At 66.2% G+C, this 22,686-nt stretch carries 28 protein-coding genes; all 28 read right to left on the reverse strand.

Annotated elements, in window-relative coordinates:
* Positions 1–61 precede the first annotated feature (61 nt).
* A complete protein-coding gene (locus ACX3PH_RS03010; protein WP_459089237.1) occupies positions 62–913 on the reverse strand; it encodes a zinc ribbon domain-containing protein in 852 nt (283 codons plus the stop codon).
* Positions 914–930: 17 nt separating this feature from the next.
* On the reverse strand, positions 931–1,500 hold the full coding sequence (locus tag ACX3PH_RS03015; protein ID WP_459089239.1) for an HhH-GPD-type base excision DNA repair protein: 570 nt from the start codon (positions 1,498–1,500) through the stop codon (positions 931–933).
* Between the two features lie 30 nt (positions 1,501–1,530).
* A complete protein-coding gene (locus tag ACX3PH_RS03020; RefSeq protein WP_459089241.1) occupies positions 1,531–2,028 on the reverse strand; it encodes a GNAT family N-acetyltransferase in 498 nt (165 codons plus the stop codon).
* Between the two features lie 9 nt (positions 2,029–2,037).
* Positions 2,038–2,475 carry a pyrimidine dimer DNA glycosylase/endonuclease V gene (locus ACX3PH_RS03025; protein ID WP_459089243.1) on the reverse strand — a complete coding sequence of 146 codons (438 nt, stop codon included), beginning with the start codon at positions 2,473–2,475 and terminating at the stop codon, positions 2,038–2,040.
* 19 nt (positions 2,476–2,494) lie between these two features.
* Entirely contained in the window at positions 2,495–2,740 is a 246-nt protein-coding gene (gene csrA / locus ACX3PH_RS03030; RefSeq protein ID WP_459089245.1) for a carbon storage regulator CsrA, read from the reverse strand.
* Positions 2,741–2,919: 179 nt separating this feature from the next.
* Positions 2,920–3,750: a hypothetical protein gene (locus ACX3PH_RS03035; protein ID WP_459089247.1), complete on the reverse strand. Its 831-nt coding sequence runs from the start codon at positions 3,748–3,750 to the stop codon at positions 2,920–2,922.
* The gene (locus tag ACX3PH_RS03040; RefSeq protein WP_459089249.1) at positions 3,725–5,773 is read right to left on the reverse strand and encodes a flagellar biosynthesis protein FlhA; all 2,049 of its coding nucleotides are present in this window, start codon (positions 5,771–5,773) and stop codon (positions 3,725–3,727) included. The genes ACX3PH_RS03035 and ACX3PH_RS03040 overlap by 26 nt, the downstream gene beginning before the upstream one ends.
* A gap of 1 nt (position 5,774) precedes the next feature.
* Positions 5,775–6,956, reverse strand: coding sequence for an EscU/YscU/HrcU family type III secretion system export apparatus switch protein (locus ACX3PH_RS03045; RefSeq protein ID WP_459089251.1), 1,182 nt, complete (start codon positions 6,954–6,956; stop codon positions 5,775–5,777).
* The gene (locus ACX3PH_RS03050) at positions 6,953–7,714 is read right to left on the reverse strand and encodes a flagellar biosynthetic protein FliR (RefSeq protein WP_459089253.1); all 762 of its coding nucleotides are present in this window, start codon (positions 7,712–7,714) and stop codon (positions 6,953–6,955) included. The genes ACX3PH_RS03045 and ACX3PH_RS03050 overlap by 4 nt, the downstream gene beginning before the upstream one ends.
* A gap of 13 nt (positions 7,715–7,727) precedes the next feature.
* Complete coding sequence (fliQ, locus tag ACX3PH_RS03055) at positions 7,728–8,003, reverse strand: flagellar biosynthesis protein FliQ (RefSeq protein WP_459089255.1); 276 nt, start codon at positions 8,001–8,003, stop codon at positions 7,728–7,730.
* Entirely contained in the window at positions 8,003–8,839 is an 837-nt protein-coding gene (gene fliP / locus ACX3PH_RS03060) for a flagellar type III secretion system pore protein FliP (protein ID WP_459089257.1), read from the reverse strand. The genes fliQ and fliP overlap by 1 nt, the downstream gene beginning before the upstream one ends.
* A 2-nt stretch (positions 8,840–8,841) precedes the next feature.
* Entirely contained in the window at positions 8,842–9,345 is a 504-nt protein-coding gene (locus tag ACX3PH_RS03065) for a FliO/MopB family protein (RefSeq protein ID WP_459089259.1), read from the reverse strand.
* A 15-nt stretch (positions 9,346–9,360) separates the two neighbouring features.
* Positions 9,361–10,071: a flagellar motor switch protein FliN gene (gene fliN / locus ACX3PH_RS03070; protein ID WP_459089261.1), complete on the reverse strand. Its 711-nt coding sequence runs from the start codon at positions 10,069–10,071 to the stop codon at positions 9,361–9,363.
* Positions 10,071–10,943, reverse strand: a complete 873-nt coding sequence (locus ACX3PH_RS03075; protein WP_459089263.1) for a flagellar motor switch protein FliM — start codon at positions 10,941–10,943, stop codon at positions 10,071–10,073. Before ACX3PH_RS03075 ends, fliN begins: the two co-directional genes overlap by 1 nt.
* A gap of 50 nt (positions 10,944–10,993) precedes the next feature.
* Positions 10,994–11,839 carry a flagellar motor protein MotB gene (locus ACX3PH_RS03080; RefSeq protein ID WP_459089265.1) on the reverse strand — a complete coding sequence of 282 codons (846 nt, stop codon included), beginning with the start codon at positions 11,837–11,839 and terminating at the stop codon, positions 10,994–10,996.
* Positions 11,836–12,672 carry a motility protein A gene (locus ACX3PH_RS03085; protein ID WP_459089267.1) on the reverse strand — a complete coding sequence of 279 codons (837 nt, stop codon included), beginning with the start codon at positions 12,670–12,672 and terminating at the stop codon, positions 11,836–11,838. The genes ACX3PH_RS03080 and ACX3PH_RS03085 overlap by 4 nt, the downstream gene beginning before the upstream one ends.
* Positions 12,672–13,001 (reverse strand): flagellar FlbD family protein, encoded by a 330-nt coding sequence (locus ACX3PH_RS03090; protein WP_459089269.1) that lies wholly within the window; start codon positions 12,999–13,001, stop codon positions 12,672–12,674. Before ACX3PH_RS03090 ends, ACX3PH_RS03085 begins: the two co-directional genes overlap by 1 nt.
* 286 nt (positions 13,002–13,287) lie before the next feature.
* Positions 13,288–14,469 carry a flagellar hook protein FlgE gene (locus tag ACX3PH_RS03095; protein WP_459089271.1) on the reverse strand — a complete coding sequence of 394 codons (1,182 nt, stop codon included), beginning with the start codon at positions 14,467–14,469 and terminating at the stop codon, positions 13,288–13,290.
* A 48-nt stretch (positions 14,470–14,517) separates the two neighbouring features.
* Positions 14,518–14,949, reverse strand: coding sequence for a flagellar hook assembly protein FlgD (locus tag ACX3PH_RS03100; protein ID WP_459089272.1), 432 nt, complete (start codon positions 14,947–14,949; stop codon positions 14,518–14,520).
* Between the two features lie 37 nt (positions 14,950–14,986).
* Positions 14,987–16,474 carry a flagellar hook-length control protein FliK gene (locus ACX3PH_RS03105; protein WP_459089273.1) on the reverse strand — a complete coding sequence of 496 codons (1,488 nt, stop codon included), beginning with the start codon at positions 16,472–16,474 and terminating at the stop codon, positions 14,987–14,989.
* A complete protein-coding gene (locus tag ACX3PH_RS03110) occupies positions 16,471–16,905 on the reverse strand; it encodes a flagellar export protein FliJ (RefSeq protein ID WP_459089274.1) in 435 nt (144 codons plus the stop codon). Before ACX3PH_RS03110 ends, ACX3PH_RS03105 begins: the two co-directional genes overlap by 4 nt.
* A complete protein-coding gene (locus ACX3PH_RS03115) occupies positions 16,905–18,230 on the reverse strand; it encodes a FliI/YscN family ATPase (protein WP_459089276.1) in 1,326 nt (441 codons plus the stop codon). The genes ACX3PH_RS03110 and ACX3PH_RS03115 overlap by 1 nt, the downstream gene beginning before the upstream one ends.
* Positions 18,227–18,835, reverse strand: coding sequence for a FliH/SctL family protein (locus tag ACX3PH_RS03120; RefSeq protein ID WP_459089278.1), 609 nt, complete (start codon positions 18,833–18,835; stop codon positions 18,227–18,229). Before ACX3PH_RS03120 ends, ACX3PH_RS03115 begins: the two co-directional genes overlap by 4 nt.
* Complete coding sequence (fliG, locus tag ACX3PH_RS03125) at positions 18,825–19,844, reverse strand: flagellar motor switch protein FliG (protein WP_459089280.1); 1,020 nt, start codon at positions 19,842–19,844, stop codon at positions 18,825–18,827. The genes ACX3PH_RS03120 and fliG overlap by 11 nt, the downstream gene beginning before the upstream one ends.
* Positions 19,841–21,424, reverse strand: coding sequence for a flagellar basal-body MS-ring/collar protein FliF (gene fliF / locus ACX3PH_RS03130; protein WP_459089282.1), 1,584 nt, complete (start codon positions 21,422–21,424; stop codon positions 19,841–19,843). The genes fliG and fliF overlap by 4 nt, the downstream gene beginning before the upstream one ends.
* Positions 21,424–21,729 (reverse strand): flagellar hook-basal body complex protein FliE, encoded by a 306-nt coding sequence (fliE, locus tag ACX3PH_RS03135; protein WP_459089284.1) that lies wholly within the window; start codon positions 21,727–21,729, stop codon positions 21,424–21,426. The genes fliF and fliE overlap by 1 nt, the downstream gene beginning before the upstream one ends.
* The gene (locus ACX3PH_RS03140) at positions 21,729–22,121 is read right to left on the reverse strand and encodes a flagellar basal body rod protein FlgC (RefSeq protein ID WP_459089286.1); all 393 of its coding nucleotides are present in this window, start codon (positions 22,119–22,121) and stop codon (positions 21,729–21,731) included. The genes fliE and ACX3PH_RS03140 overlap by 1 nt, the downstream gene beginning before the upstream one ends.
* The gene (gene flgB, locus ACX3PH_RS03145; RefSeq protein WP_459089288.1) at positions 22,121–22,462 is read right to left on the reverse strand and encodes a flagellar basal body rod protein FlgB; all 342 of its coding nucleotides are present in this window, start codon (positions 22,460–22,462) and stop codon (positions 22,121–22,123) included. The genes ACX3PH_RS03140 and flgB overlap by 1 nt, the downstream gene beginning before the upstream one ends.
* Positions 22,463–22,686: the final 224 nt, after the last annotated feature.

Genomic DNA, 22,686 nt, shown 5'->3' on the forward strand with positions numbered 1-22,686 from the left:
GCTAACCGCCTTCGCCCGGAGCTGACTCTCCTGTCGCTTCCGTTTCGCTACGCGACGCGACTCAGGTCAGCCGCTTCAGCTCTGCCGCCGCCTCGTCGACCTCCAGCGCGGCATCCCCCACCGCAGAGGCCACCTTCTCCCGTTGCCGCTTGAGGGAGTCGCGCTCGCGGTCCAGGGCGGCCAGCTGCTTCTGCAGGGCGGCGATGCGCTCCTGAAGGTCGGCGACCTCCCCTTCAAGTTCCTTCCGCCCCGGGCGCAGTTGGTCGAGTTTCTCGTCCAGGTTCTCGGCCTCGGATTCGCGTTTCTCGAGCGCCTCCTCAGCGTCCGTCAATCGCCGCTTCGCCTTCGCGCGTTGCCGCTCGGAGATATCTGTGACCTTGGCCGTGCGCCCGGCGCGCGACGGCACTGCGACCGAACTATCGACATCGACTGAGCCCCATCCCGAGGCCAGCAGCGGTCCAGTCAGCACGCCGGCCGTGACCGCGTCGGCCGCATTCGGGTCAGCCAACGCAGCTTGCAGCGTCTGGCCCACCTCATCGGCCGCGGCCGCGGCCAGAGTGCCGCCCAACTCCGCCGCCAGCGTGCGCGCCTGCTTCACTACCGCGGAGATCAACTGCTGTCGCTGCTTGCCGAGCGCCCGAAGTTCATCGGCATCCAGCCCGCTCTGCGCCTCCCGCAGCGCAGCACCCAGTTCGAGCAGCTGCCCCACCTCCTCGGAACGGTGGCGCGACAGCATGTTGACCGCCCACGCCGACACCGTCGGCTTCTTCAGCTGGCGGATGCGGTCGGCCAGTTCCCGGTCGCCGCCGTCACGGGCATCCGCCGCCTTCGCGTTTCGCGCCTTCGTGAACTCGTCGAGGGGCAGTGCGTACAGTTCGGTCGCGGCGGCGGCCAGCGGGTCAGCCTTGGCCATCAGTCCCTCCCCCGCGTCTACTTCTGCTTGGCTGCGGCCTTCGCCGCCTTCTTCGTCTCGCGCACCTTCGCCAAGGAGCCGGGGTCGACGATGTCGGCCACCGAGCGGAAGGCACCCTCCTCGCCGTAGGGGGCGGATGCCTCCCGCCAGCCGGGAGCATCCAGCCCACCCTGCTTGCCCAGCAGCGCCAGGAAGATCTTCGCCTTCTGCTCGCCGAAGCCCGGCAGTGCCTTCAGCCGGCGGAGAATTTCGCCGCCATCCGGATTTCCCTGAGTCCAGATCGCCGCGGCATCGCCCGCCCAGTCGTCGCGCACGGCAGCGCACACCGACTGCACCCGGCCGGCCATCGAGCCGGGGAAGCGGTGCACGGCGGGTGTCTGCTTGAAGACCTCGACCAGGGCATCCGGATCGTAGTCGGCGATGGTGGCGGCATCCAGCGAGCCCACGCGATCGCGGATCTTCGCGGGGCCGGCGAAGGCGCTCTCCATCGTCACCTGCTGGTCGAGCAGCATCCCGATCAGGAGCGCGAGAGGGCTCTCAGAGAGCAGCGTGTCTGCGGCCGGGTCGTCGGTGATGTGGAGGTCCATAGGTTCATCCTGCCACCGGATGCCGCGGCACTACAGGTTGCGGGTCAACCAGACGATCTCGCCCTTCTCGTCGGTTGTGGAATGGTCTCGTGCGAAGCCGATCTTCTCCAGCACCCGGAAGGAGGGGGCATTCCAGGTGCGCACGGTAGACCACAACCGTGCCCTGCCCGTCGCGGCGGCCGCGTCGACGACCGCCGCTGCGGCCTCTGTCGCGTACCCGTGGCCGTGTGCGCTGCGGAGCAACTCGTAGGCGATCTCCGGCTCCTCGAGGCTTGCCCGGCCGATGACCAGCCCGCAGTAGCCGAGGAACTCCTCGGTGCCCTTCAGCCGCAGGGTCAGAAGGTGGATGCCGCGGCCAGGGGCGGATGCCCGCGCGCCCTTGATCTCATCGATCGCCTCCTCGAGGGTCGGCTTGGAGTCGCCGCGCTCGCCAACCAGTTCGCGGTAGCCGGCGGCATCCGACTCCTCCCAGAGCTGTAGCGTGAGACGGTCGGTCTGGAGCGAGAACGGCAACGGACTGAAGGGCATAAATTCAGGCTAGAGGGATTTCGGACGTTCCCAGCTTTCGATGCCGCCCGGGACAATGACGAAGAGCGGATGCGGCTCCGGCGTCACCAGGTCGGCGAACGCGTGGTACCGATCGAGGCTGCGCATGGCGAGCTTGGCCAGCAGGTAACCCCACTCGTAGTCGAGCTGTCCGTTCGCCAGCCGGATGGGTTGCACCTCATCGCCGCGGAGGATCTTCGTCTTCGTGAAGCGGTAGCCCCGAGCATCCGCCTCGGCTGCGACACCGCGCAGATACGCGCCGATCGCTGCCAGCGGGTCATCGGTGGCTCGGAACCGCTCCAACTGCGGATGGTTGCTGTAGCCGCCGCTGGTGTGTTCGACCACAGCCTGAGCGAGCAGCGCCTCGCGCCAGCAAGCGGTGAGCCCCTGCCGGTCGAGGTACCGCGGATGCACCGACCAGAGTCTCATCCGGCGATCCTATGCGCGACTACTCGAGTGGGGGCGGGGTGATCCCGAGCGCGGCCTTGATCTGAGCCTCCGCCTCGGCGGGTGCCTGCGCGGCCGCGACGTTCGACTCGCCGACCTGGCGCACGATCTCCTCGCGCTGAATGCGAACCCCACGCGGGGCGTCGATCCCGACGCGGATGCCGTCGCCGCGCACATCGAGGATCGTCACCACGATGTCATCGCCGATGAGGATTCTCTCCCCCGGCTTCCGCGTAAGCACCAGCACCGGTTCAGCCTACCGGCCCCACCCTAGAGGCGCCCATCTGCGCGCACCCATGTCGCGATCGACGGACTTTCGTGTGACCCGCCGCAGAAACGGAGGGGCGGATGCGGGTGGCGGAAAGAAACACCGTCCGAGGCGACACAAGCGGGAGAGCGGTACGGCGGGGATGCGGATGCGGGCAGCTACACCCAGCGCACCGGCAGCCCGAGCTCGGCCACCGATTCGGGCGTCGCCGTCAGCTCTCGCCCGAACGCGATCATGCCGTCCACCGTCACCGCGGCCTTCACCGCGCCGACCCACCTCTCGGTGTCCGACTGCTTCCGTGAGGCGTCGACGACGACAAACACCTGATCGGCGTGCAGTCGGCGCAACGCCTCCGTCTTGCCGAAGTCGAACCCGGCCGAACCGAACCCGAACGCCACCATGACACTGTGGCCGCCCTCCACACCCGTGGCCCTGGCACCGAGCAACGATCGGCGGTCATCGACCCGCCCAACACTCGGTTCGTACACGTCTCCAGCGACCCGCAGTGCGCTCTCCCCCACCGCCATGGTGCGGGCGATCCGCAGCGCGTCCCCGGCCAGCCCGACGATCACGACCAGATCGCCTGCGCCGGTGAGCGTTGCCGGCCCAGCGGATGCGACGGGCTGAGGCAGCGGGCGAACGGTGTTCACAGTGAGGTCAGCCATGATCGCCCTGAAATCGACCGACTCGGTCGACAGGCTCGGCTTGGCCGACTCCGTGACCAGGCCGATCTCGGCACTGTCGGCATCGTCGAGCAGCGCCGCGATACCGGCCCGCGCCGGGAGGTCGAACTCGTGCGCATCCTGCGCCGTGTCATCCGGAACCTCGATCGTCACCTCGTAGTGCCGCTGGGCGAAGAACCCGGAGATGCCCCCGGTGGTTACGGCCTCGGCCGCGATGATCTTCGCCTTCGGCCCGTACTCGGCCTGCGCCCTCGCCGTCACTTCGGCGAGGGAGGCACCCTCAAGCTGAAATCGACTCGGCGACACGAACCACCCCTACGGTTTCGATGTTCACCTGCGCTGAGGTGACCTCCTGATATGACAGTACCGGCAGCCCGTCGTTCTGGGCCGAGACCAGGCGCCGGATGGCCGGCCGCAACGCCGGTGCGCACACCAGCACCGCCGAGTTGCCCGCCGCCTCGACGCGCTCGACCGAGTCCTTCAGCGACGCCAGGACACCTTCGATTCCGGACTGGTCCATGAGGATCTGCGTTCCCAGCTCCGACGGGCGCATCCCCTCCAGCATGGACTGCTCCAGCAGCGGGTCGATCATGATCACCCGCAGCAGCTGGCCGTCGACGTGTTTCGACGTGAGTGCCGGTCCGAGCGCCTGCCGTGCCGCCTCGACGAGACCCTCCGGATCGGTGGACATCTTCGCCCGCAGCGCCAGCGCCTCGTAGATGCGCGGCAGGTCGTTGATCGGCACCTGCTCGCTGAGCAGCCCCTGGAGCACGCGCTGCACCTCGGCCAGGGTGAGGAGGCCGGGCACCAATTCGTCGACGGCCGACGGGCTGACCTGTTTGACGCCCTCGGTGAGAACGCGAACGTCCTCACGGGAGAGCAGCCGCGCAGCGTTGGCGGTGATGATCGATGACAGGTGGGTGACGACCACCGAGACCCGGTCGATGACGGTCGCGCCGGTCAGTTCCGCGCTGTGCCGCATCTCGCTGGGGATCCACTTGCCGGCCAGGCCGAAGACGGGTTCCACGGTTGTCGACCCGGGGAGAGTGTCGAGGTTATCGCCGAGGGCCAGCACCTTCCCGGCCGGCGCGACACCCCTGCCGGCTTCGACACCGGCGATGCGGATGACGTAAGTCGAGTACGGCAGTTCGACGCTGTCACGCGTGCGCACCGGCGGCACAACGACGCCCAGTTCCATGGCGATCTTGCGGCGGAGCGAACGCACCCTGGCCAGCAGGTCGTCGGATGCGTCGGACACGATGTCGACCAGGTTGGGGGCGAGCAGGATCTCCAGCGCGTGCACCCGCATCTGCTCGATGAGGTCTTCGGTGGTCTCAGCCTTGGGCGCGTTCTCCTGCTCCGCAGCCGCATCGTCGCTGGCCTGACGCCGAGCCTCGGCAGCCTTGATCCGCAGCCCCGCAATGATCAGGAACGACCCGACCAGGAGGAAGGGGAACAGCGGCATGCCCGGGATGAGCCCCATGATGAGTGCAGCAACGCCGGCGATGGTCAACGCGACCCGCGACTGGCTGAGCTGAGCGGATGCGGTCGAGCCCATGTCGGATTCCGCGTTCGACCGGGTCACGATCATTCCGGTGGCCACCGCCATCAGCAGTGCCGGGATCTGCGTGACCAGGCCGTCGCCGATGGTCAGCAGCGCGTAGGTGTCGAGCGCCTCGCCGACCTCCATGCCGCGTTGCAGGATGCCGATCGCGATCCCGCCGACGATGTTGATGATGATGATGATGATTCCGGCGATGGCGTCACCCTTGACGAACTTCGATGCACCGTCCATCGCGCCGTAGAAGTCGGCTTCGGCCGACACTTCGGCGCGGCGCTCGCGAGCCTGCACATCCGTGATCAGGCCGGCGTTCAGGTCGGCATCGATGGCCATCTGCTTGCCCGGCATGGCGTCGAGGGTGAACCGCGCGCCGACCTCGGCGACGCGCTCGGCACCCTTCGTCACGACGACGAAGTGGATGACCACCAGGATCAGGAAGATGACCGCACCGATGATCATCGACCCGTTGATGGCGACATGCCCGAGGGCCTCGATCACCTGACCCGCGTAGGCGTCACCGAGCACCAGTCGGGTGGATGCCACGTTGAGGCCGAGGCGGAACAGCGTCGCCACCAGGAGCAGTGACGGGAAGACGGAGAAGTCGAGCGGCTTCTTCACGAACATGGTGGTGAGTAGGATCACCAGCGCCAGCATGATGTTGACGATGATGAGCACGTCGAGGACGCCGGCCGGCACCGGAACGACGAGCAGCATGATGATGCCGACGACTCCCATCGGCACGGCGAACTTGCTGAGATTGCGACCCATGTCAGTGACCTCCGGGGTTGGACGGTGTGGTTTCGAGAGCGGGATCCCGGCGGCGGTTCTTGTGGCGCACCGGGGTGGCGTCGTAATGGACAGGTGGACGATCGGCATCCGGACCGGTGTGCACGCCACCGGTCGCCCTGCCGCGCGCCTTCAGCGACATGACGAAGGCGAGCACCCTGGCGACCGCGGTGTAAAGCTCGGCCGGGATCTCGTCGCCGAGCTCGCAGGCGGAGTGCAGCGCCCGGGTGAGCGGGATGTCCTTGACGATCGGAACCTTGTCAGTCTCCGCCTGTTCGCGGATGCGCGCAGCGATCTGACCTGCCCCCTTCGCCACGATGCGGGGTGCCGACTTGCCCGGCTCATACTTGATGGCCACGGCGAAATGCGTGGGGTTGACCATGACGACGTCCGCACCGGCGACGGCGGCGATCATCCGGTTGCGGCTCATCGCCAGCTGCCGGGAGCGGCGCTGCGACTTGATCAGCGGGTCGCCGTCGGAGTTCTTGTTCTCGTCTTTCACTTCTTTCTTGGTCATCCGGGTTTTCTTCCGGTTGCGCATCATGACCACGTAGAAGTCGGCGACGGCGAGGGCGATCCCGGCGAGGACCGCTGATTGCAGGAGCATCGTCACACCGTCGTTCGCGGTGTCCAGCAGGCTGGCGACCGAGAGCCCGCCGGCCGACATCAGCACCGGGGTCATGGTCTGGACAACACCGTAGAGAACCCCTCCGACCACCGCGGTCTTGAGCAGTGCCTTCACGCCCTCCCACAACGCCTGCAGGCCGAACACCCGCTTGACGCCATTCACCAGGTTGAATTGCTCGTACTTGCCGGTGAACTTCTTCAGGTGCACGCCACCCTGCGCGGCAGCACCGGCGAGCACCACGATCACCACGACGATGAAGAACGGCCCGAGGATGGTGACGAAGGAGGCGAGGCCCTGGCCGAGCGCCTCCAGCGCGACGAGCGGGTCGGGGTGTGCTGCGATCATCCCGACCGCGAATATCTGGTCGGTCCCCGCCTGGGACGCACGCTCCACAGTGATCGGCATCATCGCGCCGGCACCGCCGATGCCGAGCCATGCGGTCAGGTCCTGTGAGCGGCTGAGCTGTCCCTTCTCGCGGACCTCCTTCATCCGCTTCTGGGTTGCTTCTTCTGTGCGCTCTTCTGTGGTCTCGCTCATCGGGTGCCTCCCGTCAGGAGGCCGACGGCTTCGCCGGTGAGGGAGGAGACGATGGATGGCATGGCCACGAAGACGACGGCGGCCAGTGTCACGGTGAGGAAGATCTTCAGCGGGAAGCCGAGTGCGAATGCGTTGAGCGCCGGGGCGACCCTGGTGAGCAGGCCGAGCCCGGCGTCGGCGAGGAAGAGTACGACAAGTAATGGGCCGGCGATCTGAACGGATGCGAGGAACATTTGCGTGACGCCGTGCACCATCGCCTCAGCCGGAGCGGCGAGGTCGATTCCGCCACCGATGGGAAGGGCGGAGAATGACCGCGCGAGTCCGCCGATGATGAGCTGGTAACCGCCGGACGCGAACAGCAGTGCGAGGGCTGTCATGTGGAAAAGGCGGGCGAACTGGGCGCCGTTGATCATCGACTGCGGGTCGAACCCCTGGGCCATCTGGAACCCGCCGAACAGGTCGATCATGCTTCCGGCGGACTGCACGGCGGCGAACACGATGAACACCAGGAAGCCGAGCACGGCGCCGACCACGATCTCCATGACCAGGGCGCCGAGGAATCCGGGGAGTTCATGCTCGACATAGCCGGGGACGACCTGTGGTGAGACGGCGAGCGCCAGCCCGATGCCGAGCATTGCCTTGATGCGGGCCGGGAAGGCGTTGTAGGAGAACGGCGGCGCGATGAAGATGAATGCAGTCATGCGCACCCCCGCGAGCATGACCGCCTCGATCCACCCCATCGAGAACGCGAGTTCCATCAGCTACTGCCCATCATCCGCCGCCGAGGAGAGATGGCAGCTTGTCGAACAGTTGCTCGGTGAAAGTGACGATCTCGGTGATCATCCAGTGGCCGCTGATCCACAGGGCCAGGGCGACCGCGACCGCCTTCGGCACGAAGGCGAGCGTCACCTCCTGGATCTGGGTGATCGACTGGAGCAGCGAAATGCTGAAACCGACCACCAGAGCGGTGATCAGGATGGGCGCTGCCAGCTTCCCAGCGACGAGGAGTGCCTGCAGGCCGATGTCCAGGACGGCGTTGGTATCCACTAGCCACCACCCCCGTAACTGGCGATGAGAGAGGTGATGACGAGGCCCCATCCGTCGACCAGGATGAAGAGCAGGATCTTGAATGGCAGCGAGATCATCACCGGCGGGAGCATCATCATGCCCATCGACATCAGCGCCGCGGCGACGACCAGGTCGATGACCAGGAACGGTACGAAGATGACGAAGCCGATGATGAAGGCCGCCCGCAGTTCGGAGATCATGAACGCCGGGATGAGGGTGAGCATCGGGACGGTGTCCGGGCTGACCGGGTTCTCCTGCGCGGCGGCGCGGGTCATCAGTGCGAGGTCTTCCTCCCGCGTATGCAGCAGCATGAACTCACGCAGGGGTGCGGATGCCAGGTCGATCGCCTTCGTGAAATCCACGGTCCCGTCGAGGTACGGCTGCACGCCGAGTTCGTTCACGTCGCCCAGCACGGGGCTCATGATGAACAGCGACAGGAACAACGCGAGCCCGGCCAGCACCTGGTTCGGCGGGATGGTGGGCAGGGCGAGCGCGTTGCGGGTCATGGCCAGCACCACGAAGATCTTGGTGAACGACGTCATCATCAGGAGCAGCGCAGGAGCCACCGAGAGCAGGGTGATGCCGAGCAGCGTGACGATGGCGGATGACGGTTCGCCGTCCGGTCCGTTGATGTCAATGCTGAGCCCGCCGCTGCCGGGCAGCCCGGGTTCGACCGGCGGTGCCGGGTCGATGGGTGCCGCGTAGCCGACTGTGGTCGTGGTGAGGACGATGGCGGCGGCGACCACCAGGGTGGGCACGCCAAGCGCCAGCACCCGGGTGAATCCACCGGAGCGGATGCCCCGGCTCGCCGCCATGGTCATCGTGCCCGCCGGAGCGCGGCCGCGGTGCGCTTCCAGGTCGCTGCCGACAGGATGGAGCCGTCAAGCGTGGTGGTGCGCTGCTCGGGAAGGTACACGACCGGTGCCGGCTTGGCGTGGTCGGTCGGCTCGGACTGGAGTTCGGAGAGCACCCTGGCGAACGCTGCCCCTCCGCTTGGGCGGGTGGTGCTGAGCCCTGGGACGGCCGCCGGAATGCTGGGGGCCGGGGCAAGCTCGCGCACCGGCTCCGCCGTCGGTGTTTCGCTGGTGTTCAGCACGGTCACCGATTGCTCTGTGACGCCGAGCAGGAAGCGCTGGCCGTCGACATCCATCACCACAACGGATGCTTTCGCTCCGATGCTCTGCTTGGTCACCACGTTGACCGCCTTGGTCGCGCGCGGGAGGCGCCCGCTCCTGGTCAGCCGGCGATGGGCGTACCAGATCGCTGCCAGTACCACTGCGAGGGAGAGGAGCACCCGCAGTGCGAGATAAATGGTTTCCACGTGTTTGGGCGTCTTCTAGCCGAGGCCGTCGGCCACATCGAGGATCTTGGTGATGCGAACCGCGTAGTCCTGGTCGATGACCACGATCTCACCGTGGGCGATCAGCCGGCCGTTGAGCAGCACGTCTGCGGGTGCTCCGGCCGAACGGTCCAGCTCGATGACGGCGCCAGGTTCGAGGCTCAGCAGGTCGCGGATGGACATGCGGGTGCGCCCGATCTCCACCGTGAGGGCCATTTCGACGTTGCTGATGCGGCCGAGCTTGTGGGTCACATTGCTGTCGGACTTCGGAGTGGCGCCGGTGACGACACCCGACTCGCGGATGCGGATGGCGAACCAGCCGGTCGGTGCACCGCGTCCGGCCAGCACGAAGACGACGGTGTCCGGGTCGGCGAACAGTGCGGTCGCATCCTGGGTCGCAACGTCACCGAGTACGCCGGAGCCGAGGCTCTCGACCGCGCCCTCGAGGGCAGGACGCAGCACATCGCCGAGGGAGACCAGCGCCGAGTCGGGGCCGGCGGCAACCGCCATGGCGTCCGGGTCGGTGAGCACGACGGCCAGGTCAGCGGATGTCTCGCCCACGAACGAGACGACGACCGCCTCGGTCAGTGGAACGGTGGGCGCATCCGAAGCGTCCAGCATGGTGGCCTTCAGCTTGGTTGCGCTCGGAAGCAGTGACGCGAGGGCCGCGGCGGCCGCCGCGTTCTGGTCAAGGGTGGTGGTCTTCACTATTTCTCCTCGGTGTTGACGATGACGCAGGCCAGTCGGGAACCGTTCGAGCCGACGGCCGCGTGTGCGAGGGCCTGACCCTCGACGGCAACGTCCAGTGGACGGTGCTGTGGGTGGGGAAGGTGCAGCACGTCGCCGACCGCGAGGTCGAGGATGCGTGCGGGGCTGACGGTGGCCGAGTTGAGCCTGAGTGACACTTCGACCGGTGCCCTCGAGAGTTGTGCGGTGACCAGTTCACGTGCATTGTCGGCGGTGATGGTCGGGTTCGCTTCACCCAGTTGGGCGAGCAGCAGGTCGGCGGGAATCGCCAGAGTTGCTGTCGTCGTGTTGTCGCCGACCCTGACGGTGTAGGTCGAGACGATCATGAGGTCACCGGTCGCGGCTGCCTGGGCGAACTGCGAGTTGTACTGGATGGCATCCAGTGAGATCGGGTTGACCAGCATCTGCCCGAGCGAGTAGCGCAGGTCCTCGAGGGCGTCCTCCATGAGGCGCCTGACCAGTGCCTGTTCGATCAGGGTGAACTTGCGCTCGGGTGGGGTGGGGCTGGTGGCGCCGCCCAGCATGTGACCGACCCAGGAGAGGGCAGCAGCTGCCGGGAATTGGATGACCGCCTTCGCATCCGCACCCTCGAGCTGGCAGAGCACCATGGCCGTCGTCGACGGCAGCGATGTCGCGTACTCGTCGTAGGTCTGCATGAGCACCTCTTCGCAAGTGACCTGCGATACGACGCGCACCTTGGCGGTGAGCTGGGTGCCCCATTGGCGGGCGAACGTCTCGAACGACAGTTCGAGCACGCGGGAGTGCTCCCTGGCGAGGGTGGTGGGGCGACGGAAGTCGTACAGCTCAACCGTGCGTCCCGGCACCCTGGGCACACCAATAACTGCTTGTTCCTGGACCGTCACGAAAGGGACTATCGGCCCCGCTACCCTGGCGGTAAGCGATCTGCCTCCCGCACCCCCTGTTCTGGGACGTTCAGATGGCGCTCGATCACCATCGGGATGAGGGAGCGCACGGTCTCCGGCTGGTCGGACAGCACGACGATATCGACTCGCCGGTTCTTCGCCAGTTCCGCGGCACTGCTCCCCTCCGCTACCGGCCGTGCGTCACCGTACCCGACTGACGCGATCTGTGCGGGCGGCATTCCGCCCCACTCCACCAGCCGGCGTAGCACCTGGGTTGAGCGCCCGGATGCCAGTTCCCAGTTGGTTGCGAACGGATACGCGGCCTGGCGGTGGTCGGCGTGCCCTTCGACACTGACCTGGTATGTGCTGGACACGAGCACCGGGGCAACGGAGTCGAGCACGCTGGTCGCAACACCGGACAGGTTGATGCTGTTGTTGTCGAAAAAGGTCTCGGACCCGATCAGCCGAACGGTGAGGCCACGCTCATCCAACTCATACTCGACGGTGTGGGCGAGGCCTTTTGCCTGCAGGCTGGCGTCGATCTGCTCCATGAGCTCTGTGAGGCGGTTGACCTCCTGGATCGCCAGTTCGAGGTTGCTGAAGCCGACGTCGGTCGCGTTGACCATTTCCTCCGGTACGACGACGCCTTCGGCCGTGTCGATGGCGCCGACATCCGTTGCACCGAAGCCGGTGGCCAGCGAGTTAGACAGCTGCTCGTACTTCTTCTGGTCGACAGTCGACATGGCAAACAGAACGATGAACAGGCACATCAGCACCGTGATCATGTCGGCGTAGGAGACAAGCCACCTCTCATCGACGTGTGTCTCTTCCGCGTGATTAGTGCCGCGCCGACGCCGGGAGCTCATGCTGCTTCCGCAACGTTGGAACCCTTGGACTCTTTCGACTCTTTCGAACCCTTGGCACCCTTGGCAGCCTTGGATGGCTTCGGCTGGTCGTGGTGGGGCACCAGGGCCTGAAGTCGGTCACCGAGGTTGCGCGGCTGGCTGCCTGACTGCACGGCCAGGATGCCTTCCATGGTCAGGGTCATCCGCTGGACGTCGAGGTCGGCCAAACGGCCGAGCCGTCCGGCGATCGGCAGCCAGATGAAGTTGGCCGAGAGCACCCCCCACAGGGTTGCGACGAACGCCGCTGCGATCATGTGACCGAGTTCGTCGGGCTGGGACAGGTTCTCCAGTACGTGTGTGAGCGAGACGACCGTTCCGATAATGCCGATCGTCGGTGCGTACCCGCCCATGGATGCATAGAACTTGCTCGCCGACCTCGCCGAGCTCTCGTAACTTGAGATCTTGTCTTCGAGGATGACGGTCAGTTCCTCGGCATCCATCCCGTCGGCAATGCTCTGGAGGGCGCCCTTGAGGAAGGGGTCGTCCACATTGTCGGCCTCCTGCTCAAGGCTGAGGAGTCCCTCGCTTCGCGCTTTCTCTGCGATGGCGACCATTTGATCGATCATGACCTGCGGCTTCGAGACTTTGCCCAGGAAGGCCCGCGGCAGTGCCTTGACAGCATGAATCGAGTCTTTGATTGTGGCACTGGCGATGCCTACGGCGATTGTGGCGCCGAACACGAGGATCATCGGCGCGGGAATCAGCACCGACATCGGGCTGGCGCCCTCCATGATGATCATCGCCAACAGGGAGCCGAAGGCGAGGGCGAGGCCAATGATTGTGGCGGGATCCATCAGTTCTTCCGTGACTGGATCGGCGTCGGCCGAACCGGCTCGTGCTCGACGAGCATCAATTCGTCGCCTGACTTGTCACTGTCATCACTCGCAAGCTCCAACCGACGGGAACCCAATTGGTGTAGCGGTGAGGGAATCTGGGTGGCCATGGCGACGACCCGGGCACGATAGGCCGCGATCATCTCGATGACTTCTGTCATCGACTCGGTGACGATGTACTTGCGACCGTCGACCATCACGATGGTGGTGTCCGGGGCCTGATGGATGCGCTCGATAAGGTCGGGGTTGATCGCAAATTGACTGTCGTTCAGTCGCGTCACAACAATCATCAGCCCGTCCCTGGCTTTCTTCTACTAACTTCGGGCTTCCTGCCCTCAGTGCGTACTATCGGCTACCGCAGTCCGGGTGTAAGGCGCCGTAGAAACACCGCACAGCCCCGAAAATGCCCGGCCCCCGTCCTGCATCCCGTCGCGAATCCGGCGCGAATCCCAAATGAAGGAAAAAACCGGTCTTCGTCACACCCTTGTTGGGCAGGACGGCATCCGCGGTGGTTTTTTCCTTCATTTGGGATCAGAGAGGCGGATGCGCCCGCCCCTCTGATCCGCAGGAGAACTATTAGCGCTTCAGGTTGGTGAGCTCCTGCAGCACCTCGTCGGAGGTGGTGATGATGCGGGCGTTCGCCTGGAAGCCGCGCTGGGCGACGATCAGGTTGGTGAACTCCTGCGAGAGGTCGACGTTCGACATCTCCAGGGCACCGCTGGTAAGCGAGCCCAGGCCGTCCGATCCCGGTGCACCGATCGCTGCGTTGCCAGAGTTGAAGGTCGCGCGGTACGACGACGAGCCGGCCTTCTCCAGGCCGCCGGGGTTGACGAAACTGGCCAGTACGACGCGGCCGATCGCCTCCGAGGTTCCGTTGGAGAACGAACCGACCAGGGTGCCGTCCTTGGCCAGGGTGAAGGAGTCGAGCGTTCCGGCGTCGCGGCCGTCCTGACTGGTGACGGACACCGTGGTCAGGTCGGCGAAGCCGGTGATGTTGGCCAGGTTGACAGCGACACCACCGACGGTGATGGCGAGGTCAGCTGGCAGGGTCGTCGCTGCTCCTCCTGCGAAGGTGAGGGCGGTGTTGTCAGTGTTGGCTGATTCGTCGGTTCCGACGACATCCCACCCTGCGGCGGTCTTCGTGAATTCCAGGCTCAGGGTCTGCGCCACTCCGGCATTGTCGTAAACCTCGACGTCGCGCATGAGAACAGTCCCGGTAGCGGCGTCCGATGGCAGGTTCCCACCGGCGGTGGCGTTGGCAGTGGCGGATGCCGGTGCAACAGCATCCAGCGGAAGCGTGATGTTGCCGATCGCACCACCCTCGGTGACGACACCGTTGACGGCGCCCCAGCCCTGGACGATGGAACCGTCCGGAGCGACCAAGCGGCCGTCCGCATCGAAGTCGAACGAACCGGCGCGCGTGTAGAGGGTCTCACCGCCGAGTTGGGTGACGAAGAAGCCGTCACCGGAGATCATGATATCGGTCGCGCGGCCGGTGGCCTGGGCGGAGCCCTGCGCGAAGTTGGTGGAGATGCCGGCAACCTGCACGCCGAGACCGATCTGCGACGGGTTGGTGCCACCGACCTGGGCCTGCGGCCCGCCGGCCCCCTGGGTCAGCTGCGACAGGGTGTCGCGAAACTGAGTGGCGGACGACTTGAACGCGGTCGTGTTGACGTTGGCAATGTTGTTGCCGGTGACGTCGAGCATGGTTTGGTGCGAGCGAAGACCGGAGATTCCGGAGTAGAGCGAGCGAAGCATTGTTCTGCCTTCCGTTTGATTAGAGCTGGTGAACGCGAATTGGGGTGATCAGGGTGCCGAGGTGGCGGTGATTCCGGAGATGAGGTCGAGCGGGATCTCCATCCCGTCGATGGTGACCATGGGAACCGGTCCGGCGAACGAGACGGACCTGGCGACGCCCGTAATGGTGGCGCCGGTGGCATCCGTGTAGCTGACGTCCTTGCCGACGAAGGCAGCGGCGGCGATGCGCATCTGCAGGGAGAAGTCCTCCTGGCCGGTGACGGCCAGCTCGTTCATCTTCTCCATCATCGCCAGCTGCGTGGTCTGGGAGATCATCTGGTTGGTGTCCATCGGAGAGCTGGGGTCCTGGTTGCGCAACTGTGCGACCAGCAACGACATGAACACCTCGGAGTCCATGGTCTGTTTCGGCGCCCGGGTGGGCGTCGAACTGGCGACGTAGGTCCCCTGTGATGCTCCGACTACGGAGTCGACTGTGGTCATCGCGACTTCCTTTCCCTGTGGTCTTTCATGGTCCGGTTCACGCCAGCACGTCGATCGTCGACGTGGTGCCGAACAGTCCGGTTCGGTCTACTGCCTGTTCGCGAGTCGTTTCGGTGTTTTCATCAGCCCCGGACGGGTCGCGCAGCGAATTGCCGCGCTCGGCACCCCGCTCCCCCGGTTGCCCGGCGTTGGAACCGTGAGCCGATCCATCCGCCGCCGGCTGGTTCTGAGACGACAGCATGAGGTTGCCGCCCAGTCCGGCACCGGCGAGGTCCCTGCGGAGGTCAGGGATGATGGCCCGGATGGCGTCGCGGCCCAGGTCGTTGGGCGCGAACAGTTCGACGCGAACCCCTTCTGCTCCGACGTGGGCACGAACGGTGACGGGCCCGAGGCTGTCGGGGGTGACGCTCACCGTCATGACGTGCTCACCGGCTCCGGCGGCGGCAAGGCTGAAGATCGGTCGCGCCAACTGGGTGGCGAACGGCACCGTGGGTGCTGGGGCGGGAGCAGCGACGGATGCCACGGGGGCGGAGGCCTGGACCGGCGCGCTGACGGGAGCGGCCACCGGAGAGGTGTTGACGGTCGCTGCAGCATTCACGCTTGCGGACGCATTCCCGTTCGCTGAGCTCGTCGAAGCGGGGAGCGAGTTACCGGCCGGGGTTTCGACAAGCGGGGCCAGCGGAATTGTCGAAACGGGAGTCGCAATTCCGCTCGGAGCGCTTGAACCGCTCATTGAGCTCGTTCCACTCGCTGAGCTTGCGGCCACCCCGCCGGTCTCGGACGATGCGCCAGCATCGGTCGGCCGCACCGCGGGAAGCGAAGTGGGCACCGAGTTACTGGTGGGCGTTTCGGCAGGCAGGGCTAGCTGGGTTGGCGTCGTCGCAATTGCGGTACCGGTCGCTGAGCCGATGCCGCTCGCTGAGCCCGTCGAAGCGGGCAACGGGCTACTCGTGGGGGTTTCGACGGGCGGGGCCAGCGGGTTTGGAGTCGTCGCAGTTGCGGTACCGGTCGCTGAGCCCATTCCGCCCGCAGAGCCCGTCGAAGCGGGCAACGGGTTACTCGCGGCAGTTTCGACGAGCGGGGCCAGCGGGACTGGTGCGGACGAGGGTGACGCGTTGCTTGTGGGGATTTCGGCAAGCGGGGCCAGCGGGGATGGAGTCGCCGCAGGCAACGCGTTACCCGCGGAGGTTTCGACAAGCGGAGCCAGCGGAATCGTCGAAGCTGGAGCCGAGTTAGCCGTGGGGGTCTCGCTCTCCACCGAACGGCCGACCGATGCTGGCGCATCGTTCGGAACCGGCGGCGTGGGCCCAGGCTCACCCAGCGGGGTCGGCGTCGAGGCGGGCAACGGGTTGCCAGCGGGGAACGCGCTACCTGCGAGGGTTTCGATGAGCTCCGCCTGCGGGGTAGCGAGCGCATTCAGTTCGTCCTGGAGGGCGCTGCCGAAGCCGGACGCCGCGGCGTCATCCGCTTTCGCCTTGTTGCCGGCGGCCTGGGGCGCACCGGTCAATAGCCCGATCATGCTCATGGGGTCTTCCCGTCCTTGTTGCGGTGCCAGCCGGTGGAGGCCATCTCGTCGATGGCCGCCTGTTCGGCGTGCAGTTCTTCTTCCGTCTGCTTGACCTGGTGACGACCGGCCAGCTTCTCCAGCCCGATGGAGCGTGCCCGCGCCTCCGCGAACGCTTCGTTCGCCTGGTCGAGCACTGGCTGGTGCTCACCGTCGAGGGCGTCCAGTTCGGCGAGCATGCTCCGCGAAGACGCCCGGGCCGCGGCAACCGCATACAGGACGGTGCTGCTGGCAGCTTCGGCACCGGATGCACCGAGCAGGTCCCTGGCCCGCGACTGGCGGGAACGGATCTCTCGTGCGCGGGCATTGGCCACAGCCAGGTCGCTGGCGGCCTGCTCTTCCTGGACCTGCCGCAGGCGCAGCAGCCCGGCGAGAGGGAACATCCTGGCCATCAGGCACCTCCCCATTTGCGGACGAGTCGGGCGAGCTGGTCCCAGGCACCGGCGGATGTCGACTGGTCGTCCATTCGCTGCTGGAGGAAGGAGTTGATGGCGTCTTCGTTGTCGACCGCAGCATCCACCAGCGGGTTGGCGCCCGGCTGGTAGGCGCCGACATCAAGGAGGTCCTGCGCGGCTTTCCGCGCGGCGAGGGTCTTGCGCAGCAGGGTCGCGGTGGCACCCTGCTCGGTGGAGATCACCTTGCTGGCCACCCTCGAGATGGAGGCGAGCGGGTCAACTGACGGGAAGTGCCCTGCGACGGCGAGCTTGCGGTCGAGCACAACGTGTCCGTCGAGAATCGACCGTGCCGAATCCGCGATCGGCTCGTTGTGGTCGTCGCCGTCGACCAGCACCGTGTAGATGCCGGTGACCGATCCGCGCTGCGCTGTTCCGGCGCGCTCCAGCAATTGGGCGAGAAGTGAGAAGGTCGACGGCGGGTAACCCCTGGTCGCCGGCGGCTCGCCGACCGAGAGTCCGATCTCGCGCTGGGCCATGGCGACCCGAGTGAGCGAGTCCATCATCAGCACGACGTCAGACCCGCGGTCACGGAACGACTCGGCGATGCGCGTCGCAAGGAATGCGGCACGCAACCGCATCATGGCTGGTTCGTCCGATGTGGAGACGACGACGATCGACCGTGCGAGACCCTCCGGCCCGAGGTCGTCTTCGAGAAACTCCCGCACTTCGCGTCCACGCTCGCCGATGAGGGCGATCACGGAGACCTCCGCCTCGGTGCCGCGCGCGATCATCGACAACAGAGACGACTTTCCGACGCCCGACCCCGCGAAGAGTCCGATGCGCTGGCCCTTCCCGAGTGTGGTCAACGTGTCGAGCACGCGCACTCCGGTTTGCAGTGGTGCGGTGATGCGGGCGCGGTGCATCGCCGACGGCGCGTCGTTGTCGAGCGGCACCATTTCTTCGGGGTGCAACGGGCCCTTGCCATCGATGGGCCTGCCGACGCCGTCGATGACCCGGCCGAAGAGGTTGCTTCCGGTCGGTACGAGCAGCGGGATGCCCCGTGCCCTGGCCGGTGCGCCTGCGTTGATTCCGGTCAGCCGGCTGAGCGGCATGCAGCGGATGCCGGACTTGGTCGTTGCGATCACCTCGGCATCCACCCCGCGGTCATCGCCGATGCTCACGAATTCGCCGATGGCGCAGTCGAGCCCGCTGACCTCGACGCCCAGCCCGACGATCGACGAGACCACGCCGACCCGCTGCGGCTTGGCGGCCTTCAGCGCGACGTTGAGTTTCTCGGGATGCGGGCGCCAGGTGGTGGTCATGGTCCCTCCTCGAAGATGGCGTCCCTGGCGCGCTCCAGCGCTGCCGAAACGCGGGCGTCAAGGTAGCCGTCGGCGAACTCGGTGACGGCGTCGCCCCGCTCGAGTGCGGCATCCGCTACAAACGTGACACCGGCGGCGAGGATGGTCTGCTGGTCGAGAGCTGCCAGGTCACCTGGATTCAGCCGAACGACGTTCACGAGGGCCGGGTCGACGTCGCTCAGCGCGCGCTGGAGTGCAGACCTGGCCGAAGTGTCACTGCCCTGCAGTTCACGCCCGATGATGGCTTCGGCGAGTTCGATGGCGGTGGCGGCAATCGCATCCTGTGCCTCCTGAAGACGCGGAACGGTGCGACGCTCCAGTGCCACGGTGGCCGCGTTGAGCACGGCAACGGCCTCATCCATTCGCGCTTGCCCGGCAGCGATGGCATCGGCGAGCGCCGCCTCCTGCTCGGCCTTCTGGGCGGCGAGGTCGTCTGCGGCGGCGTTCAGGCCCGCCGCATAGCCGGCAGCGTGCCCTGACACACGGGACCTGAGATCGCCGGCGTCCTGGGCGCTGTTCCGCAGCGCGGGGAAGCTGACCGGGAGGAAGGATGCGTCAATTGACATATTCGTCCTCGTCGCCGCGCTGCACCGTGATAATGCCCTCTGCCTCGAGCGCACGAATCGCCCGCACGATCTCGGCGCGTGCCTCCTCCACCTGGGAGACCCGCACCGGGCCGAGTGCCTCGTACTCTTCGTCGAGGATCTCGCGGTTGCGTTCTGACAGGTTGGTGCGGATGACCTCGGTCACCGCCTCCGTCGAGCCTTTCATGGCCACAGCCAGAATGCCCACGTCGATTCCGCGCAGCACCTGCTGCACGTCCTTACGCTCGAGCTTGACCACGTCGGCGAAGGTCAGCATGCGCGAGCGCACCTCCTCGGCGAGCTCCGGATCACGCTCGTCGAGGGCTTCCAACAGCGCGCGCTCGGTCGAAATGTCGGCCCGGTTGATGATCTCCACCAACGGTTGGACCCCACCGACAACTTCGGTCTGCTCGCGATTTCCCACCACAGCGCCGGCGCGCACCCGCAGGGTGTCAGCCACGACGCGCACGGCCTCCGGTGCTGCGGTGCCCATGGTCGCGATGGCCTGGGCGACATCGGTGCGCATGCTGCCTTCCAGGCCGGCGATCACCGGAGAGGCCTGCTCAGGGCGCATGTGCGCCAACACCAGCGCGATGGTCTGCGGAAGTTCGCCATCGAGCAGGGTGAGGATCTGGGACGGCTCAGCCGTGTCGAGGAACTCGAACGACTTGCCGGCCATCGAGGAATTGACTCTGGTCATGACTCCGGCAGCACGCTCTGAGCCGAAGGACGCCTCCAGCAACCCGGCCGCGAAGTCCTTGCCCCCACGGGAGTTCCAGCCGCTTCGGATGGTCATGTCGTGGAATTCGATGATGGTGCGTTCCGCGATGGACGAGTCGACGCGACGCAGGCGCACGATCTCGGCTGCGATCTCTTCCGCCTCGCCGTCGGTGAACTGCTTCATCACCTGGGCGGCACGAAGCTGGTCCATGTTCATGAGGACGATCGCGGCCTTCTGCGTGCCGGTCAGCGTGGTGGTGGCGTCACTCATGCGGGTTGCTTCTCATCCATCAGGCCGCGCAGATACTCCGCGGTACGGCTTGGGTCCTTCTCGGCGAGCGCGTCGATGTCCGCCCGGCGCTGGGCGTTATCGAGCGGTTCCTGCGGCAGGTGCGCTGTGCCGATCGGCTTCGGCGGACCGACCAGCGAGACCGGGACTGTTGCCGCGTTCATGATGGCGCGCTGCTCTTCGAGCTCGCCGAGCTCGATGCCGTCGCGCCTCTGGCGGCGGGAACGGCGGGCGAGCAGGATGAGCATGATCGCGAGCGGCAGTGCAATGGCGAGGGCGATGATCGCGGTGCGGACGATCTCCGCGAACCGGTCGGCTGCGGCGGCTTCTTCCGCTGCGGCGAGCGCTGCAACGGCCTCCTCTGAGCCGACCTGGTTGAACTGGACGACCTCGACGGTGACCTCGTCGCCACGGGTGGCGTTGATGCCTGCCGCCGCCGTGACCAGTGCGGTGATGTTGTCGACGTCGATGTTGTCGGATGCCGCCGCGTTCAGTGCGACGGAGACCGACTGGCGATTGATCGAGCCGGAGGGGATGATCCGCGACTCCGTGACCTTGTTCACCGCGTTGTTACGCACCGTGGACTCGGCAACATAGCCGGTGGCATCCGGATCTGTCGGCGTCCCGATGTTGTCCGGTCCGAGCACGCCGGCGGCGCGATCAGTGGTGGCCGAGGTGCTTTCCTTGTCGATGGACTCGCTCAGCGCTGGTGCGTCTTCCGGTGTCGTGAACGTCTCTTCGAGGCGCTCAGCCGACTCGTAGTTCATGTCGGCTGCGACGACGACGGTCGCGTTGCCCGGGCCGACCACCTGGTCGAGCATGGTCTGAACGGCCAGTTGCACCCGGTCCTCGTACTTGCCGCCATTCTTGTCGTCGGTACCAGTCGCCCCGACGCCGACCGCGGACAGGACTGTTCCACGCGAGTCGATCACTGCGACGTTCGACGCCTTCATGCCGTCGATGGACGCCGAGGTGAGGTGAACGATGGCCTGCACCTGTTCGGCCGTGAGGTTGACGCCGTGGTCGGTCTGGACGAACACAGATGCTGTCGGGTCGACCTTGGTGGACGCGAAGACGGTCTCCTCCGGGATGGCCAGTCGAACGGATGCCATCTTCACGCCGGTGACCGCGCTGACGGTCGCCGCGAGCTCGCCTTCCAGCGCGCGCTTGTAGGTCACCGACTGCTGGAACTCGGATGAGGTGACACCCATGTCGTCAAGCAGGGAGTACCCGCCGTTGGCGGAGGTGGGCAGGCCGGCCGCGGCCGACTTCAGCCGCTGATCGTAGACGAATTCCTCAGGCACGAGGATGGTGGCACCGCCGTCGGTGAGCTGGTACGGCACGCTGTCGGTGCGCAGCTGCTCAACGATGGCGTTGGCATCTTCGCCCTGCAGGCCGGAGAACAACGGCGTGTAGGACGGCTGGGAGATCCAGGCGAACAGCCCGGCCGCCCCGAGCACCAGCACGGCGGCTCCGATGAGCGCGATGGTGCGCTGGGCGATGGTGAATTCGCGAATGGCGGCGGTGAACCGGCGCATCGCCGATGTGACTTGAGCGGGCATCAGGCCTGCATCCTCATGATCTCGTTGAATGCGTCAACGCCCTTGTTCCGGACCGCTGCGACAAGCTCGAGGGTGACTGACGCCCTGGTGGAGGCGATCATCGCGGTGTGGATGTCCTGCAGGTCCCCGGTGACCGCCTTGATGGCGAGGTCTTTCGAGGCGGACTGCAGCCCCTGCAGGTTGTCGACAGCACTGCCCAGCGCGACGCCGAAGCCCGCGCCATCCGTCTGCTGCGTCTTGGTTCCCGGTGTGACGTACCCGGTGCCGGTCACGCCCTGCACCGAGCTCATGGCGCTGATGTCCATCAGTTGCGTCCGATCTGCAGGGCTGCCTGGTAGCTCTCCTTGGCACGGTCCACCACGGCGGCGTTCGCCTGGTAGCCGCGCTGGGCCATGATCAGGTTGCTCATCTGCTCAGCGAGGTCGATGTCGGGGAACTTCACGTAGCCATCCGCATCGGCCAGCGGATGCTCCGGCGAGTAGACGAGGCGACCCTCGCCGCTACCGACGGCCGTGCCGGAGACGAAGACCCCACCGTTGCCTTTACCCTCCTGGGCGATGACGAACCGTTCCTGGAAGGCGTCGCCATCCGTTCCCTTGACCGTGTTGATGTTGGCCATGTTGTCGCTGATGGCGTCCAGCCACTTGCGGTGGACGGTGAGTGCTGAGCCGGCAATGCCGATGGCGTCGAATGTCATCAGTTGGTCCTCATCGCTGTGCGGATGCTGCTGAACTGTCCGTTGATCGCCTGCGTGGCGAAGGTGTAGCGCAGCACGGTGTCGATGTTGGAGAGCGTCTCGGTGTCGAGGTTGACGTTGTTGCCGTTGAGGCGCGTCGGCTCGAGGGAGCGCTGCGTGGTGGCCTGAACGTTGCCGTCACCCTCGCTGACCGACTTGGCCAGTGCGGCCTCGAAGGAGACCCGCTTGGCGTGGTAGCCGGGGGTGTTCACGTTCGCGATGTTGTTGGCGATGGTGCGCTGGCGCAGCGCGAGACCATCGAGCGCACTGCTCAGGGCAGCGGAGCTGACCGATTCAAGCACGATTACCTGTTTCGTCGTCAAAGAATCTTGACGGCCGATCCGTGGCCTGTCGGTGAGCTATCCATGCTCGTCATTCACAGCTATCGGCCAGCTATCAGGCAGTGTTAGCCGCATTCCGCCACTCTCACCCCTTCGGGGGGTGCCGTAGTCTGCGGGTTGAGTAGGCGCACACAAGCTGCAAGTCTGCGGGTTGAGTAGGCGCACAGCGCCGTATCGAAACTTCG

Source organism: Homoserinimonas sp. A520 (genome assembly GCF_054489245.1).